The sequence below is a fragment of the Micromonospora xinjiangensis genome, from assembly GCF_056150165.1.
The window spans coordinates 1200924-1216136 of the sequence record NZ_JAXCFO010000001.1; the positions used below are offsets into that span (position 1 = coordinate 1200924).

At 72.6% G+C, this 15213-nt stretch carries 14 protein-coding genes and 1 pseudogene; 9 read left to right on the forward strand and 6 right to left on the reverse strand.

All coding sequences use genetic code 11. The features are described from left to right. The first annotated feature begins 4 nt into the window (after positions 1–4). Entirely contained in the window at positions 5–658 is a 654-nt protein-coding gene (locus SM573_RS05735) for an O-methyltransferase (RefSeq protein ID WP_474611701.1), read from the forward strand. A 69-nt stretch (positions 659–727) separates the two neighbouring features. Here SM573_RS05735 and SM573_RS05740 read toward each other — a convergent pair whose 3' ends face one another. From SM573_RS05740 to SM573_RS05755, 4 genes are all read right to left on the reverse strand, one after another. Next, complete coding sequence (locus tag SM573_RS05740; RefSeq protein WP_474615624.1) at positions 728–2035, reverse strand: MFS transporter; 1308 nt, start codon at positions 2033–2035, stop codon at positions 728–730. Positions 2036–2096: 61 nt separating this feature from the next. Further along, positions 2097–2852 (reverse strand): ABC transporter permease, encoded by a 756-nt coding sequence (locus SM573_RS05745; protein WP_474611699.1) that lies wholly within the window; start codon positions 2850–2852, stop codon positions 2097–2099. A 17-nt stretch (positions 2853–2869) separates the two neighbouring features. After that, a complete protein-coding gene (locus SM573_RS05750; protein WP_474611698.1) occupies positions 2870–3829 on the reverse strand; it encodes an ATP-binding cassette domain-containing protein in 960 nt (319 codons plus the stop codon). 121 nt (positions 3830–3950) lie between these two features. After that, complete coding sequence (locus SM573_RS05755) at positions 3951–4577, reverse strand: PadR family transcriptional regulator (protein WP_474611697.1); 627 nt, start codon at positions 4575–4577, stop codon at positions 3951–3953. A gap of 132 nt (positions 4578–4709) precedes the next feature. Between SM573_RS05755 and SM573_RS05760 the strand changes: the two are divergent. Continuing rightward, positions 4710–6463, forward strand: a pseudogene (locus SM573_RS05760) (acetyl/propionyl/methylcrotonyl-CoA carboxylase subunit alpha). A 37-nt stretch (positions 6464–6500) separates the two neighbouring features. On the opposite strand, the gene SM573_RS05765 reads toward SM573_RS05760, so the two are convergent. Beyond that, entirely contained in the window at positions 6501–7397 is an 897-nt protein-coding gene (locus tag SM573_RS05765) for a LysR family transcriptional regulator ArgP (RefSeq protein WP_474611695.1), read from the reverse strand. Between the two features lie 69 nt (positions 7398–7466). Between SM573_RS05765 and SM573_RS05770 the strand changes: the two genes are divergently transcribed. Both SM573_RS05770 and SM573_RS05775 read left to right on the forward strand, forming a co-directional pair. Beyond that, positions 7467–8063: a LysE/ArgO family amino acid transporter gene (locus SM573_RS05770; protein ID WP_474611694.1), complete on the forward strand. Its 597-nt coding sequence runs from the start codon at positions 7467–7469 to the stop codon at positions 8061–8063. A gap of 91 nt (positions 8064–8154) precedes the next feature. Further along, positions 8155–9594: a GuaB1 family IMP dehydrogenase-related protein gene (locus SM573_RS05775; RefSeq protein WP_474611693.1), complete on the forward strand. Its 1440-nt coding sequence runs from the start codon at positions 8155–8157 to the stop codon at positions 9592–9594. Positions 9595–9609: 15 nt separating this feature from the next. Here the strand turns inward: SM573_RS05775 and SM573_RS05780 are convergent, their stop codons facing one another. Beyond that, complete coding sequence (locus SM573_RS05780) at positions 9610–10173, reverse strand: TetR/AcrR family transcriptional regulator (RefSeq protein WP_474611692.1); 564 nt, start codon at positions 10171–10173, stop codon at positions 9610–9612. 83 nt (positions 10174–10256) lie between these two features. Here SM573_RS05780 and SM573_RS05785 point away from each other — a divergent pair, with 83 nt between their 5' ends. From SM573_RS05785 to SM573_RS05805, 5 genes are read left to right on the forward strand one after another with little or no spacing between them, the layout of a single operon-like run. After that, a complete protein-coding gene (locus SM573_RS05785) occupies positions 10257–10703 on the forward strand; it encodes a DoxX family protein (RefSeq protein ID WP_474611691.1) in 447 nt (148 codons plus the stop codon). Between the two features lie 25 nt (positions 10704–10728). Further along, positions 10729–11211, forward strand: a complete 483-nt coding sequence (locus SM573_RS05790; RefSeq protein WP_474611690.1) for a MarR family winged helix-turn-helix transcriptional regulator — start codon at positions 10729–10731, stop codon at positions 11209–11211. Then, complete coding sequence (locus SM573_RS05795) at positions 11205–12938, forward strand: ABC transporter ATP-binding protein (RefSeq protein ID WP_474611689.1); 1734 nt, start codon at positions 11205–11207, stop codon at positions 12936–12938. The genes SM573_RS05790 and SM573_RS05795 overlap by 7 nt, the downstream gene beginning before the upstream one ends. Next, positions 12935–13099, forward strand: coding sequence for a hypothetical protein (locus SM573_RS05800; protein WP_474615625.1), 165 nt, complete (start codon positions 12935–12937; stop codon positions 13097–13099). Before SM573_RS05795 ends, SM573_RS05800 begins: the two co-directional genes overlap by 4 nt. Next, positions 13096–15150, forward strand: coding sequence for an ABC transporter ATP-binding protein (locus SM573_RS05805; RefSeq protein ID WP_474615626.1), 2055 nt, complete (start codon positions 13096–13098; stop codon positions 15148–15150). Before SM573_RS05800 ends, SM573_RS05805 begins: the two co-directional genes overlap by 4 nt. Positions 15151–15213 lie beyond the last annotated feature (63 nt).

Genomic DNA, 15213 nt, shown 5'->3' on the forward strand with positions numbered 1-15213 from the left:
ACCCATGACGACCAAGTCGATCCCGCTCACCGACGAGATGCACGCGTACCTCGTCGGGCACGGCTCCCCGCCCGACGAGATCATCCGTGACCTCGCGGAGGAGACCCGCGCACTGCTGCCCGACCGGGCGAGCATGCAGGTCGCACCGGAACAGGCCGCGTTCCTGACCTTCCTGACCCGGCTGCTGGGCGTACGGCAGGCGGTGGAGGTGGGCACGTTCACGGGGCTCTCGTCCCTGGCCATCGCCCGGGGGCTCGCCGAGGGCGGCCGGCTCACCTGCTTCGACATCTCGGAGGAGTACACGGGGGTGGCCCGCCGCTACTGGGCGCGCGCCGGCGTCGACGACCGGATCGAGCTGCGCATCGGCCCGGCCGGGGAGACGCTGCGCGAGCTGCCGCACGAGCGGTACCTGGACTTCGCGTTCATCGACGCCGACAAGACGGGCTACCCGATCTACTGGGCCGAGCTGGTGCCGCGCATGCGGCCCGGCGGTGTGATCGCCGTCGACAACGTCCTGCGCGGTGGCCGGGTGATCGCACCGCAGAACGCCGACGACCGGGCCATCGCCGCCTTCAACGACGAGGTGCTCGCCGACGTGCGGGTGGACGCGGTGATGCTGCCGATCGCGGACGGGGTGACCCTGGCCCGCGTGCACTGACCGGAGGCGGGACCGGCCACCGGTCGGTGCCGGAGGCCGCCACCGGCCGGGCACCGGCGGAAGGGGGGCTCAGGCTCTGGACGGGGCGAGTTCGCGCTCCCCGCTCGGTCGGCTGACCCGCAGTGAACGGCCGAGGCGGACGGCGAGCAGCACGGCCACGGCGATGAACGCCGGGAGCAGCAGGAACGCCGTGTGCGCGCCGATGCCGTCCGCCACCCGGCCGAGCACCACCGGAGCGATACCGAAGCCGATGCCCATCGAGTACGCCGACGCGCCGGCCGCCCGGTCCGCGGCCGCGCCGGCCACCCGCAGCGCGATGGAGAGCGCCAGCGGATAGTGCAGCGCGTTGCCCAGGCCGAGCACGACCAGCCCGGTGACCGCCAGCCATCCGACCGTCGCCGTCCAGAAGACGAGGAAACCCGTCAGCGACACCCCGAGCGCGCCGAGCAGCAGCGGCACCGGCGGCAGCCGCAGGGCGACGCGTCCACCGGCGAGCCGGCCCAGGAACATCCCGCAGACGATGGCGGCGACGGCGGCGCTGGCCGTGCCGGCGCTGAGCCCGGCGTGCGAGCGGAGCACGTCGGCGGTCCACAGCGACAGGCAGACCTCGATCGAGCCGGTGACGGCCATCAGGGCCCACGCGATCCAGTACGCCCTCGGCAGCCGCTCCGACGCGTCGGGCGCGGGTGCTCGGCCGACGGAGGCCGGGGGCACGGCGCCGGGCCGTTCGGTCACAGCCGCACCGGGCGGGTCGGTGACGGAGGCGGCGGTCACACCGGGCTGCTCGTCGGTAGCCGCGGCAGCGGACCCGCCCCTCGGAATCCGTACGCGAAACCCGGTCGCGGCGAGCGCGACCAGCGCGATCAGCCCGACCTCGACGGCCAGCACCAGCCGCCAGCCGAGCGCGGTGCCGACGGACGCGCCGATCACCAGCGGGGCGAGGATGCCCATGCCGGCCGCCGCGGCGTTCGCCTCGGTCAGCGCGGCGGGCGCGGCCGGGCCGTGCCGCGCGGTGAGCACCACGGAGACCCCGCTGATCACCATCATGCCGAAGGTGGCGATCACGGCTGCGGCGGTGAGCGTGGCGGGCAGCGTCCGGAGGGTGCCGAACGCGACGACGCCGGCGGCCACGCCGGCCAGGCCGGTCCAGATCGCGGGGCCGCGGCCGATCCGCGCGGCGAGCGGGGCGAACACCGCCCCGCCCACCAGCGATCCGACCGCGATGGCGGTGCTGTGCAGGCCGGCGACGGCCGCGCTGGTGTTCTGCTCGTCGCGCAGCAGCGGCACGATCGGGCCGAAGCCGTAGAGGAAGAAGCCCCACAGCCCCAGCTGGGCGTACATCAGCCAGGTGATCCGGTCATGGGCGAGGCGGGGCACGGCCCTTACGCTACAAGCGCAGGTCCGGCGCCCCGCCCCTGGTGAGAGCGAACTCTCCCCGTCAGCGGACGCTGCGGGCGAACTGTCGGGCCGCCCAGAAGACGCCGAGCGCCGCGAGCACCGCGATGATCGTCAGCCCCTGCCAGACCTTGTCGTTGCCGAGATCACCGGCGAAGAGGGCCCGGGTGCCGTCGACCGCCCAGGAGAACGGGTTCCAGTCGGCGATGCCCTGCAGCCAGCCGGGCGCGAAGCTGAGCGGCAGCAGGATGCCGGAGAGCAGCAGCACCGGCTGGGCGACGGTGTTCATGAGCGGGGCGAGCGCGTCCTCGCTCTTGACCTTCAGTGCCACGCCGTAGGAGACGGCCGAGGTCATGAGCGCGATGAGCGCCAGCATGAGGTACGCGAGCAGCAGGTCGCCGAGGACGACCCGCAGGTCGAACAGCAGGGCCAGCAGGGTGATGATGACCGCCTGCACGATGAGCGAGACGACGTCGCGCAGCGAGCGGCCGAGCAGCAGGGCGAGTCGGCTGACCGGGGTGACCCGGGACCGCTCGATGACTCCGGCACGCAGCTCGGCGATGAGGCCGAAGCCCTGGAACAGGCCACCGAAGATGGCGAGCAGCACCAGCAGGCCGGGGACGAAGATCTTGTACGCCTCGGCCTGGGTCGGCGCGTTCAGCGCCGGCTTGAGCAGCGGGGCGAAGAGCAGCAGGTACATCACCGGCTGGAAGACGCCGACGAAGACCCACACCGGGTTGCGGATGAGCAGCTGGAACTGGCGTTGGAAGATCAGCCAGGTGTCGCGGGCGAGCTTCATGATCGGTCTCCGGGTGGTCAGGACTCGCGCAGCGAGCGGCCGGTCTTGGTGAGGAAGACGTCGTCCAGGCTGGGGCGGTGCAGCTCGATCGAGGAGAGCGCGAGGCCCGACTGGTCCAGCCGGCGGAGGATCTGCGGGATGGCGGTCGCCCCCTCGTCCACGTACAACCGCAGGCCGCCCTCCTCGACGGTCTCCAACTTCCGGACGTACGCCTCGCCGTCGAGCGCCTTCGCGGCCTGTGGCGTGACGGTGACGTCCAGGCCGACCTGGACGACGTCGCCGGAGATCTCCCGCTTGAGGTCGGCGGGGGTGCCCTCGGCGACCACCTCGCCGTGGTCCATGATCGCGATCCGGTCGCAGAGCGCGTCCGCCTCGTCGAGGTAGTGCGTGGTGATGAAGACGGTCATGCCGTCGCTGCGCAGTCGGCGGATCTCGTCCCACATGTGCGCGCGGCTCTGCGGGTCGAGGCCGGTGGTCGGCTCGTCCAGGAAGACGATCTTCGGCTCGTGGATGATGCCGAGGGCGATCTCGACGCGCCGGCGCTGCCCGCCGGAGTAGGTCTTGCACTTGCGGTCGGCGAACTCGCTGAGCTGGAAGGCCTCCAGGGCGCGGACGGCGCGCCGGTGCGCCTCGGCCTTGCCGATGCCGTAGAGGCGGGCCTGGAGCACCAGCTCCTCCCGGGCGGTGGACTCGTCCCAGGTGCTGCCGCCCTGCGCCACGTAGCCGATGCGGCGGCGCACCTCGCCGGGCGCCTTGCGCAGGTCGGCTCCCGCGATGGTGGCGTGGCCGTCGTCCGGCTCGATGAGTGTGGCGAGCATCCGCAGGGTGGTGGTCTTGCCGGCGCCGTTCGGGCCGAGGAACCCGAAGATCTCCCCCTCGGCGACGGTGAGGTCGACGCCGCGCACCGCCTCCACGGTCTTCGTCTCCCGCCCGGCACGCGAGCGGAAGGACTTGCGTAACCCTCTGGTCTCGATCATGCGTGCTCCTGGTCGTCCGGGCCGGTGCGGCCGGCCAACGGTCCGTCGGTGGGCAGCGCCGGGCGCCGCGTCACGTTCGCGGGAGAGGCTAACGCGATATAACGTCTGTGGTCAACGTTGATTATTGTTCGTTCTCCGGTCGCTCGGGCAGGCGTTCCTGCCACCCGGACCAACCCTCCGCCCGCTCGAGCCCCGGAGGCAGGTACGACACGCCTGACTCGACCCGTTCCGCGACGCGCTCGCACCAGGCGATCTCCGCCTCCGCGCGGGCCGTCCAGAGCTCGAACATCCACCCCACGTGCACCGGCTTCGTGTCGCGCAGCCAGCCCGACTCCAGTGACGTCTGCATCCAGGCGATGCCGGCCCGGAGCAGGTTCGCCCGGTTGCGCAGCGCGGCCGCCGCCTCCTCCCGGGGCATCGCGGGCAGGAAGGAGAACGCCGCCACGAACGGGTCCGCCGGCTCGTCGAGCTGCCACCAGAGCCCGCGCAGCAGGGACTCGAACTCGTCCTGCCCCTTCTCGGTGATCTCGTACGTGGTGCGGGCCGGCCGACCACCCACCTGCTCGGTCGCGACCGCGCGCAACAGCCCCTCCTCGGTCAGCTTGCGCAGCGCGTGGTAGATCGAACCGGGCTGCACGTTGGCCCACTTGTCGGCGCTCCAGCTGAGCAACTCGCGCCGCACGTCGTAGCCGTGGACGGGCTGCATCCAGCGCACCAGGCCGAGAATCATCATGCGAGTGGCGGACATCGCACAAGCGTAATAAGCAAGTTTGACTAGAGCGCGATGTGATCGTGCGCCATCCCACATTGAGCGATCGTTAGGGCCCGCAGCTCGGCCTATACACTCCCGGTCAACGACCTCCCGGGAGGAGCCCCCACGGTGCGCAAGGTACTCATCGCCAACCGCGGCGAGATCGCCGTCCGCGTCATCCGCGCCTGCCGCGACGCCGGCCTGGAGAGCGTCGCGGTCTACGCGGACTCCGACCGGGACGCACTGCACGCCACGCTCGCCGACGAGGCGTACGCCCTCGGCGGGGACACGGCGGCCGACAGCTACCTGCGCATCGACAAGCTGATCGACGTCGCCGCCAAGTCCGGCGCCGACGCGGTCCACCCCGGCTACGGCTTCCTCTCCGAGAACGCCGACTTCGCCCAGGCCGTCATCGACGCCGGGCTGACCTGGATCGGCCCGACGCCGCAGGCGATCCGCGACCTCGGCGACAAGGTGACCGCCCGGCACATCGCGCAGCGTGCCGGCGCCCCCCTGGTGCCCGGCACCCCGGACCCCGTGGGCAGCGCCGACGAGGTGATGGCCTTCGCGGTCGACCACGGCCTGCCGGTCGCCATCAAGGCGGCCTTCGGCGGCGGCGGTCGCGGGCTCAAGGTGGCCCGCACCATGGAGGAGATCCCCCAGCTGTTCGAGTCGGCCACCCGCGAGGCGGTCGCCGCGTTCGGTCGGGGCGAGTGCTTCGTCGAGCGCTACCTGGACAAGCCCCGCCACGTCGAGGCGCAGGTGCTGGCCGACCAGCACGGCAACGTGATCGTGGTGGGCACGCGGGACTGCTCGCTCCAGCGGCGGCACCAGAAGCTGGTCGAGGAGGCGCCCGCGCCGTTCCTCACCGACGCCCAGCGGGCCCAGATCCACGACAGCGCCAAGGCCATCTGCCGCGAGGCCGGCTACCACGGCGCCGGCACGGTCGAGTACCTGGTCGGCGCGGACGGCACCATCTCCTTCCTCGAGGTCAACACCCGGCTCCAGGTCGAGCACCCGGTCACCGAGGAGACCGCCGGCATCGACCTGGTACGCGAGCAGTTCCGCATCGCCGACGGGGAGAAGCTGCGCCTCACCGAGGACCCGACCCCGCGCGGGCACGCCATCGAGTTCCGCATCAACGGCGAGGACCCGGGCCGCAGCTTCCTGCCCGCCCCGGGCGCCATCACCGCCCTGCGGCTGCCGAGCGGCCCCGGCGTCCGGGTGGACGCCGGCATCACGGCCGGTGACGTGATCGGCGGCAACTTCGACTCGCTGCTGGCCAAGGTGATCATCGTGGGCGAGACGCGTACGGAGGCCCTGGAGCGGGCCCGCCGCGCGCTCGACGAGATGGTGGTCGACGGCATGGCGACCGCGCTGCCCTTCCACCGCCTGGTGGTCCGGGACCCGGCCTTCACGGCCGAGCCGTTCACCGTCCACACCCGGTGGATCGAAACCGAGTTCGACAACACGGTCCCGCCGTTCAGCCCCACCGCCGGCCCGGTCGCGGAGCCGGCCGAGCGGGAAACCGTCGTGGTCAGGTGGGCGGCAAGCGGCTGGAGGTCACGCTCCCCGCCGGCCTCGGCGCCGGTACGGCCACCGCCGCACCGGCCGGCCGCAAGCCGGCCCGCCGGGGCGGCGGTGCCGCCAAGGCCGGCGCCACCGTCAGCGGTGACGCGCTCACCTCCCCCATGCAGGGCACGATCGTGAAGATCGCCGTGGCCGACGGGGACACCGTCGCCGAGGGCGACCTCGTCGTGGTGCTCGAGGCGATGAAGATGGAGCAGCCGCTGCACGCCCACAAGGGGGGCACCGTCAGTGGACTGACCGCCGAGGTCGGCGCGGTGATCACCGCCGGCGCCGCGATCTGCACCATCTCCTGAACCGCCCCGGCGGGGCCTCCCACCGAGGCCCCGCCGCTCAGCGGAGGACGTCGGCGGCCACCGCGCGCACGGCCGTGGTGAGGGCGTTCAGCGCGTCGGACTCCAGCCGCCAGTGCTGCCAGTACAGGGGCACGTCGAGATGCCGTCCGGGCGCGATGTCGACGTAGCGCCCGGCGGCGAGATCGTCCCCGGCGATCTGCTCGGGCACCATGCCCCAGCCGAGGCCCAGTCGTACGGCCGCGCCGAACGCCGGCACCGACGGCACGTAGTGCACGGGCGGATCCAGCACCTGCCCCGTCACGGCGCGGACGAAGCGGTGCTGGACCCGGTCCTTCCGGTCGAAGACGACCATCGGGGCGGCGGCGAGCGCCGCCGGGGTCAGCCCGTCGGCGAAGTACGCCTCGACCAGCGCCGGCGCGGCGAGGGCACGGTAGCGCATCGCCCCGAGCCGGCGTACGCGACAGCCCTGCACCGCCTCGCGCTGGGCGGTCACCGCCGCCGTCACGACACCGTCGCGGAGCAGTTCGGCGGTGTGGTCCTGGTCGTCCTGCCGGATGTCGAAGGAGAGACCGAGCCCGTGCGGCAGCCGGGCCAGCGCGGCGGGGAACCAGGTGGCCAGCGAGTCGGCGTTCACCACCACGGCCAGCCGGGTCCGGGCGCCGCCCCCGGTCAGCGGGCCGCGGGCGTCGGCCAGGGCCTCCCGTTCCAGGAGCACGAGCTGACCGGCGAGGCGCAGCAGCGGCGCACCCGCGTCCGTGGCGACGCAGGGTCGGGACCGGCGGACGAGCACCTGACCGACCGCCTCCTCCAGCGCCTTGACCCGCTGGCTGACCGCCGACGGGGTGACGTGCAGCAGCCGCGCCGCCGCGTCGAAGCTGCCCTCGGAGACCACGGCCGCGAGGGTGCGCAGCTGCGCGAAGTCGAGACCTTCCATCAGTCCAGCTTAAGTAACCTCAGAATGTTTAGTTCGACTGATTCGGCGATGCTCACTACCTTCGGTCGCATGCTCAGCTCCGCCGTCGCCGGTTTCACCGTGTCCATCGCCCTGATCGTCGCCATCGGGGCACAGAACGCCTTCGTCCTGCGGCAGGGGCTGCGCCGTGAGCACGTCGTACCGGTCGTCCTGACCTGTGCCGCCTCGGACGCGCTGCTGATCTCGGCGGGCATCGGCGGGCTCGGCACGCTGGTGGCCGGCCGCCCGGGGCTGCTCACCGCGGTCCGTTGGGGCGGCGCCGCGTTCCTGCTCTGCTACGCCGCGCTCGCCGCCCGCCGCGCGCTGCGCCCGGGCGCGCTGGTGCCGACCGAGCGGCCCCCCGCCACCCTCGGCGCGACCCTGCTGGCCTGCCTCGCCTTCACCTACCTCAACCCGCACGTCTACCTGGACACCGTGCTGCTCGTCGGCGGGATCGCCCAGCAGCACCCGCACCGCTGGCTCTTCGGCGTGGGCGCCGCCCTGGCCAGCGTGGTCTGGTTCACGGCGCTCGGCGTCGGGGCGCACCGGCTCGCGCCGCTGCTGGCGCGGCCAGCCGCCTGGCGCCTCCTGGACGGCGCCATCGCCACCCTGATGACCGCCCTGGCGGCGACCCTCCTGCTCACCTAGCCCTCCCGGGGCGGGCCGGCCGGGGCGGGGACGGGGGTGTTTTCCGCTACCGGCGGGGGCGGGAGGCGCGTCGGCCAGCCATGATTGCCGGGTGCGGTTCCTTCACGGCGCGGTCCCCGCGCACGACCTGACCTACAACGACGTCTTCATGGCGCCGTCCCGCTCCGACCTCGGCTCCCGACTCGACGTCGACCTCTCCACCGGCGACGGCACGGGCACCACCATCCCGCTCGTCGTGTCGAACATGACGGCCGTCTCCGGCCGGCGGATGGCCGAGACGGTGGCCCGGCGCGGCGGGATCGCGGTCATCCCGCAGGACATCCCGATCGACGTCGTGACCACCGTGGTGGCCTGGGTCAAGCGGCGGCACCTGGTGTACGACACGCCGATCACGCTCGGCCCGACGGACACCGTTGGCGACGCCATCCACCTGCTGCCGAAGCGGGCGCACGGGGCGGTGATCGTGGTGGACGAGGCCGGCCGGCCGCTCGGGGTGGTCACCGAGGCGGACACCGTGGGCGTGGACCGGTTCGCTCAGCTGCGCCACGTCATGTCCTCGGAGCTGCACACGGTGCCCGTCGACGCAGACCCGCGCTCCGGGTTCGACCTGCTCTCCGCCGGTCGCCGCCGGCTCGCCCCGGTGGTCGACCCGGGCGGACGGCTCGTCGGCGTGCTCACCCGGCAGGGCGCGCTGCGCGCCACCCTCTACCGGCCGGCGGTCGACGACCAGGGGCGGCTGCGCATCGCGGCGGCCATCGGCATCAACGGCGACGTCACCGGCAAGGCCGCCGCCCTGCTGGAGGCCGGGGTGGACACGCTCGTCGTGGACACCGCGCACGGTCACCAGGAACGGATGATCTCCGCGCTGCGGGCGGTGCGCAAGCTCGACCCGGCGGTGCCGGTGGCGGCCGGCAACGTGGTCACCGCCGAGGGCGTACGCGACCTGGTCGAGGCGGGCGCCGACATCGTGAAGGTCGGGGTCGGGCCGGGCGCGATGTGCACCACGCGGATGATGACCGGGGTGGGACGGCCGCAGTTCTCCGCCGTCCTGGACTGCGCGGCGGCGGCCCGGTCGCTCGGGCGGCACGTCTGGGCCGACGGCGGCGTCCGGCATCCGCGGGACGTGGCGCTCGCGCTCGCCGCCGGAGCCTCGAACGTGATGATCGGCTCGTGGTTCGCCGGTACCTACGAGTCGCCGGGCGACCTCTACACCGACCCCGACGGCCGGCGTTACAAGGAGAGCTTCGGCATGGCCTCGGCCCGGGCGGTCAGCGCCCGCACGGCCGAGGACAGCCCGTACGACCGGGCCCGCAAGGCGGTCTTCGAGGAGGGCATCTCCACCGCCCGGATGTACCTCGACCCGAACCGCCCGGGCGTCGAGGACCTGATCGACGAGATCATCGCGGGCGTGCGCAGCGCCTTCACCTACGCGGGCGCCCGCAACCTTCCGGAGTTCCACGAGCGGGCTGTCGTCGGCGTGCAGAGCACGGCGGGCTACACCGAGGGGATGCCGCTGCCGACCAGTTGGTGACGCGGCTGTCGGCCGTCACTCGAAGAGCCGGCGGATGACGACCCGGGCCGCCTCGCGCGGGTCGTCGCCGATGCGGGGCGGCAGCGCGCCCGCGAGCCAGAGCGTCGCGAACCCGTGCACGATCGACCACGCGGCGAGGGCGTCCCGCCCCGGGTCGCTCCGCCCGCCGTCACGCGCCGGCAAACCGGCGACCCGGGCGCGGAGCACGTCGCCGGCCCGGTCACTGGCCGCCCGCACGGCGGGATCGTCCGCGCGGTAGAGGTCGGGCCGGAACATCACCTCGAAGTGCGCACGGTTGCTGACCGCGAAGTCGACGTACGCGACGCCGGCGCCGAGGAGGTCGTCACCGGCGCCGCGCAGTGTCTCGGCGAGCAGGTCGAAGCCCTGCACGGCGAGCGCGGTGAGCAGGCCCGCCTTGTCCCCGAAATGGTGCGCGGGCGCGGCGTGTGAGACGCCGGCCCGCCGAGCGAGGTCGCGCAGGCTGAGCGCGCCGGGGCCGGACTCGCCGATCACCGCCACCGCGGCGTCGAGCAGCGCACGCCGGAGGTCTCCGTGATGGTAACCACGCGTCGGGGTCATGCCGCGATCGTATCTTGCCATTGACAAGATGGCGCACGGCACGGCATCTTGTCACCGACAAGTTCGACGACGGGAGATGACCCATGGCCCCCCTGATCGCACTGATCGCCGGCACCGCACTCGCGCGCGTCGCCGGCCTGGCCGGGTTCGACCCCCTGGACGGCTGGCTGGCCGCCCTGCGGGTGGGGCTGGCCGTGATGTTCGTCCTCACCGGTGTCGCGCACTTCGCCGAGCCCCGCCGCTCCGGGTTGATCGCCATGGTGCCGCCACGGCTGCCGCACCCCGGTCCGCTGGTCACGCTGACCGGGGTGCTGGAGCTGGTCGGCGCGGTGGGCCTGCTGATCCCCGCCACGGCACGCTGGGCGGCCGCCGGGCTGGGGCTCCTGATGCTCGCCATGTTCCCGGCCAACGTCTCGGCGGCCCGGCGTCGACTGACGCTGGCCGGGCGGCCCGTCACCCCGCTGGCGCCACGTACGGCCCTGCAGGTCCTGTTCCTCGCCACCGCCGCGGTTATTTCGTTTGGCCCCTGACGATTAGGGGGCTAATCTGCTCCTCGTGGATCTGGTCACCCTCAACGACGTGCCGCTGGCCCGACTCCTCGTGGTCGCCGGCCACGTGGTCAGTCAGCGGTGGAACCGCTTCCTGGCCGAGAAGTTCAACCTCACCCAGGCCGGCATGGTCACCCTCATGACGCTCGCCGAACACGGCGCGCTCCCGCACCGTGAGGTGGCCCAGCGCGGCTTCGTCCGGCCCGCCACGCTGACCGGGATCATCGACACCCTCGAACGCGACGGGCTGGTCGAGCGGCAGCGGGACGAGAACGACCGGCGCAGCGTACGGCTCGCCATCACCCCCGCCGGTCGGGAACGGGTGGCCGCGCTCACCGCCCTGATCCGCTCCCGGAGGCCGCTCACCTCCGTGGACGCCGACCCGGAGAAGGCAGCCGTGATCCGCGCATTCCTGCTGGAGGCCATCGGTAGTGGAGAGGACCCGCGCATGACCGCGTCCACGGACGAACCAGGAGGTCGCCGGTGCTGATCCGACTGCTCCGCGACCACCTGCGGCCCTACCCGGGACCGCTCACGGCGGTGGTGCTGCTCCAGTTCGTCGGCACCATGGCCTCGCTCTACCTGCCGAGCCTCAACGCCGACATCATCGACAACGGCGTGGCCCGCGGTGACACGGGCTACATCGTGCGGACGGGCGGCTGGATGCTGGCCGTCAGCCTGGTCCAGATCGTCTGCTCGATCGCCGCGGTCTACCTCGGCGCGCGCACGGCGATGGGCTTCGGGCGAGACGTACGCGCCGCCATCTTCGGCCACGTGAACCGCTTCTCCGCCCGCGAGGTCGCCCGCTTCGGCGCGCCCTCGCTGATCACCCGCACCACCAACGACGTGCAGCAGGTGCAGATGCTCGTGCTGATGAGCTGCACCATGCTGGTGGCCGCTCCGATCATGAGCGTCGGCGGGGTGGTGATGGCCCTGCGGGAGGACCTTGGCCTCTCCTGGCTCATGCTCGTCTGCGTACCGGTGCTCGCCGTCGCGCTGGCGCTGGTCATCCGGCGGATGGTCCCCGGTTTCCGGCTCATGCAGACCCGCATCGACACGGTCAACCGGGTGCTGCGCGAACAGATCACCGGGATCCGCGTGGTCCGGGCCTTCGTCCGCGAGCCGTACGAGACGCGGCGCTTCGGCACGGCCAACGAGGACCTGACCGCGACCGCGCTCCGGGTCGGCCGCCTGCTGGCACTGATCTTCCCCGTCGTGATGCTGGTGCTCAACCTCTCCAGCGTCGCGGTGCTCTGGTTCGGCGCGCAGCGGGTCGACGCCGGCGCCATCCAGGTGGGCGCGCTGACCGCCTTCCTCCAGTACCTCATGCAGATCCTGATGGCCGTCATGATGGCCACCTTCATGCTGATGATGGTGCCCCGCGCCGCGGTCTGCGCCGAGCGCGTCGTCGAGGTGCTCGGCACCGACACCTCGGTGGCGCCGCCCGCGGCACCCGTCGTCGAGGTGCCCGCGCACGCCGAGTTGGAGTTGCGCGACGTCCGGTTCCAGTACCCGGGCGCGGCCGAGCCGGTGCTGCGGGACATCTCCTTCCGGGTCACGCCGGGCACCACCACGGCGATCATCGGCAGCACCGGGGCGGGCAAGACCACGCTGCTGTCGCTGATTCCCCGGTTGGTCGACGTCACCGCCGGCGCGGTGCTCGTCGACCGGGTGGACGTGCGCGACCTGGCGCCGGAGCAGCTGTGGCGGCGCATCGGCCTGGTGCCCCAACGGCCGTACCTGTTCACCGGCACCGTCGCCAGCAACCTGCGCTACGGCAACCCCGACGCCACCGACGGCGACCTCTGGGCCGCACTGGAGATCGCCCAGGCCGCCGACTTCGTGGCGGAGATGCCCGGGGGCCTGGACGCCCCGATCACGCAGGGCGGCACCAACGTCTCCGGCGGGCAGCGGCAACGACTGGCCATCGCACGGGCCCTGGTCCGGAAACCGGAGATCTACCTCTTCGACGACTCGTTCTCCGCGCTCGACCTGGGCACCGACGCGCGGTTGCGAGCGGCGCTGCGGCCGGTCACCGCGGACGCCGCCGTCGTGATCGTGGCCCAACGGGTCTCCACGATCGTCGACGCCGACCAGATCATCGTGCTCGAGGACGGGGGAGTCGTCGGGATGGGACGACACGAGGAACTGCGAAAGACCTGCCCGACATACGCCGAGATCGTGGCCTCCCAGCAGACCGCGGAGGTGGCGGCATGAGCGAGCGCAGCGAGCGAATCATCGGGCACAGTGCGGACGAGCCTCATGCCGCCGCCGACCGCAGGGAGGTGGCGGGCATGAGCGAGCGCAGCGAGCGAATCATCGGGCACAGTGCGGACGAGCCTCATGCCGCCGCCGACCGCAGGGAGGTGGCGGCATGAGCGAGCGTGCCTCGGCCGTACCCGCGCAGAAACCCGCCGCCGGCGATCCGACGCCGCGCCGCCTGCCCCCCGGTGGGCGCGGCGGTCCGCACATGGGGGCGGGGATGCCCGCCGAGCGGTCGATGAACTTCGGGCCGTCGGCGCGTCGGTTGCTCGCCCGGCTCCGGCCGCAGCGGTTCCAGCTGGGCGTGGTGATCGCGCTGGCGGTGGTGAGCGTCGGGTTCAGCGTCACCGGGCCGAAGATCCTGGGCCACGCGACCGACCTGATCTTCACGGGAGTGATCGGCCGGCAGCTCCCGGCCGGCACCACCACCGAGCAGGCCGTCGCGGCGGCCCGCGCCAGCGGCAACGACGCCTTCGCCGACATGCTGGCCCGGATGGACCCGGTGCCCGGCGCCGGCATCGACTTCGACGCGCTGGGCCGGGTGCTGCTGCTGGCGCTCGGCCTCTACCTCGCCGCGAGCCTGCTCATGTGGTGGCAGGGCTGGCTGCTCAACGGCATCGTGCAGCGGACCGTGCTGAAGCTGCGCTCCGACGTGGAGGACAAGCTCAACCGGCTGCCACTGCCCTACTTCGACCGGCAGCCGCGGGGCGAGCTGCTCAGCCGGGTCACCAACGACATCGACAACATCTCGCAGAGCCTCCAGCAGACGCTGAGTCAGCTGCTCACCTCGCTGCTCACGGTGGTCGGCGTCCTCGGCATGATGTTCTGGATCTCGCCGCTGCTGGCCCTGGTGGCGCTGGTCGCCGTACCGCTGTCCGTGCTGGTCACCCAGCGCATCGCGAAGCGGTCGCAGAAGCAGTTCATCGCCCAGTGGGCGCACACCGGTGAGCTGAACGGCCAGATCGAGGAGGCGTTCACCGGCCACGAGCTGGTGAAGGTCTTCGGACGGCAGCGCGAGGTCGAGGCCGCGTTCACCGAGAAGAACGAGCAGCTGTTCAAGGCCGCCTTCGGGGCGCAGTTCATCTCCGGGATCATCATGCCGTCGATGATGTTCATCGGAAACCTGAGCTACGTGGCGATCGCCGTGGTCGGCGGGCTCCGGGTCGCCTCGGGGTCGATGAGCCTCGGCGACGTGCAGGCGTTCATCCAGTACTCCCGGCAGTTCACCCAGCCGCTGACCCAGGTGGCCTCGATGGCCAACCTGCTCCAGTCCGGGGTGGCGTCGGCGGAACGGGTCTTCGCCGTGCTGGACGCCGACGAGCAGAGCACCGACCCGATCCGGCCGGCCCGGGTGGCGCAGCCGCACGGCCGGGTCGAGTTCGAGGACGTGTCCTTCCGCTACGAGCCGGACAAGCCGCTCATCGAGGACCTGTCCCTCGTCGCCGAGCCGGGCCACACGGTGGCGATCGTCGGGCCGACCGGCGCGGGCAAGACGACGCTGGTCAACCTGATCATGCGCTTCTACGAGCTGGACGCCGGCCGGATCACGCTGGACGGCGTGGACATCACCACGATGCGCCGCGACGACCTGCGCGGCCGGATCGGGATGGTGCTCCAGGACACCTGGCTCTTCGGCGGCACCATCCGGGACAACATCGCCTACGGCCGACCGGACGCCACCGAGGAGGAGATCCTCGCGGCCGCCCGGGCCACCTTCGTGGACCGGTTCGTCCGCAGCCTGCCCGACGGGTACGACACGGTCATCGACGAGGAGGGCAGCAACGTCAGCGCGGGCGAGAAGCAGCTCATCACGATCGCGCGGGCCTTCCTCGCCGAGCCGTCGCTGCTGATCCTCGACGAGGCGACCAGCTCGGTCGACACCCGCACCGAGGTGCTGCTGCAACGGGCGATGGCCGCGCTGCGCTCCGACCGGACCAGCTTCGTGATCGCGCACCGGCTCTCCACCATCCGGGACGCCGACCTGATCCTCATGATGGAGAGCGGCCGGATCGTCGAGCAGGGCACCCACGAGCAGCTGCTGGCCGCGCGGGGCGCGTACCACCGGCTCTACCTGTCGCAGTTCAGCCAGGCGCTCACCGAGGAGGAGGAGCAGGTGGACGGCGCGCCTCGGCAGCCGGCACCGGCCCAGGGGGCGCTGTCGGGGTGACCCGACCGACCGGGCGGGGGCTCGGCCACGAGCCGGCCGGGGCGGGCGGGCGTCCCGCGCGCG

Excerpts from the sequence above, each read along its gene's own strand:
- SM573_RS05735 (WP_474611701.1), top strand. The coding sequence starts at position 5 with ATGACGACCAAGTCGATCCCGCTCACCGACGAGATGCACGCGTACCTC.
- SM573_RS05745 (WP_474611699.1), bottom strand. The coding sequence starts at position 2,852 with ATGAAGCTCGCCCGCGACACCTGGCTGATCTTCCAACGCCAGTTCCAG.
- SM573_RS05750 (WP_474611698.1), bottom strand. The coding sequence starts at position 3,829 with ATGATCGAGACCAGAGGGTTACGCAAGTCCTTCCGCTCGCGTGCCGGG.
- SM573_RS05755 (WP_474611697.1), bottom strand. The coding sequence starts at position 4,577 with ATGTCCGCCACTCGCATGATGATTCTCGGCCTGGTGCGCTGGATGCAG.
- SM573_RS05765 (WP_474611695.1), bottom strand. The coding sequence starts at position 7,397 with ATGGAAGGTCTCGACTTCGCGCAGCTGCGCACCCTCGCGGCCGTGGTC.
- SM573_RS05770 (WP_474611694.1), top strand. The coding sequence starts at position 7,467 with ATGCTCAGCTCCGCCGTCGCCGGTTTCACCGTGTCCATCGCCCTGATC.
- SM573_RS05780 (WP_474611692.1), bottom strand. The coding sequence starts at position 10,173 with ATGACCCCGACGCGTGGTTACCATCACGGAGACCTCCGGCGTGCGCTG.
- SM573_RS05785 (WP_474611691.1), top strand. The coding sequence starts at position 10,257 with ATGGCCCCCCTGATCGCACTGATCGCCGGCACCGCACTCGCGCGCGTC.
- SM573_RS05800 (WP_474615625.1), top strand. The coding sequence starts at position 12,935 with ATGAGCGAGCGCAGCGAGCGAATCATCGGGCACAGTGCGGACGAGCCT.
- SM573_RS05805 (WP_474615626.1), top strand. The coding sequence starts at position 13,096 with ATGAGCGAGCGTGCCTCGGCCGTACCCGCGCAGAAACCCGCCGCCGGC.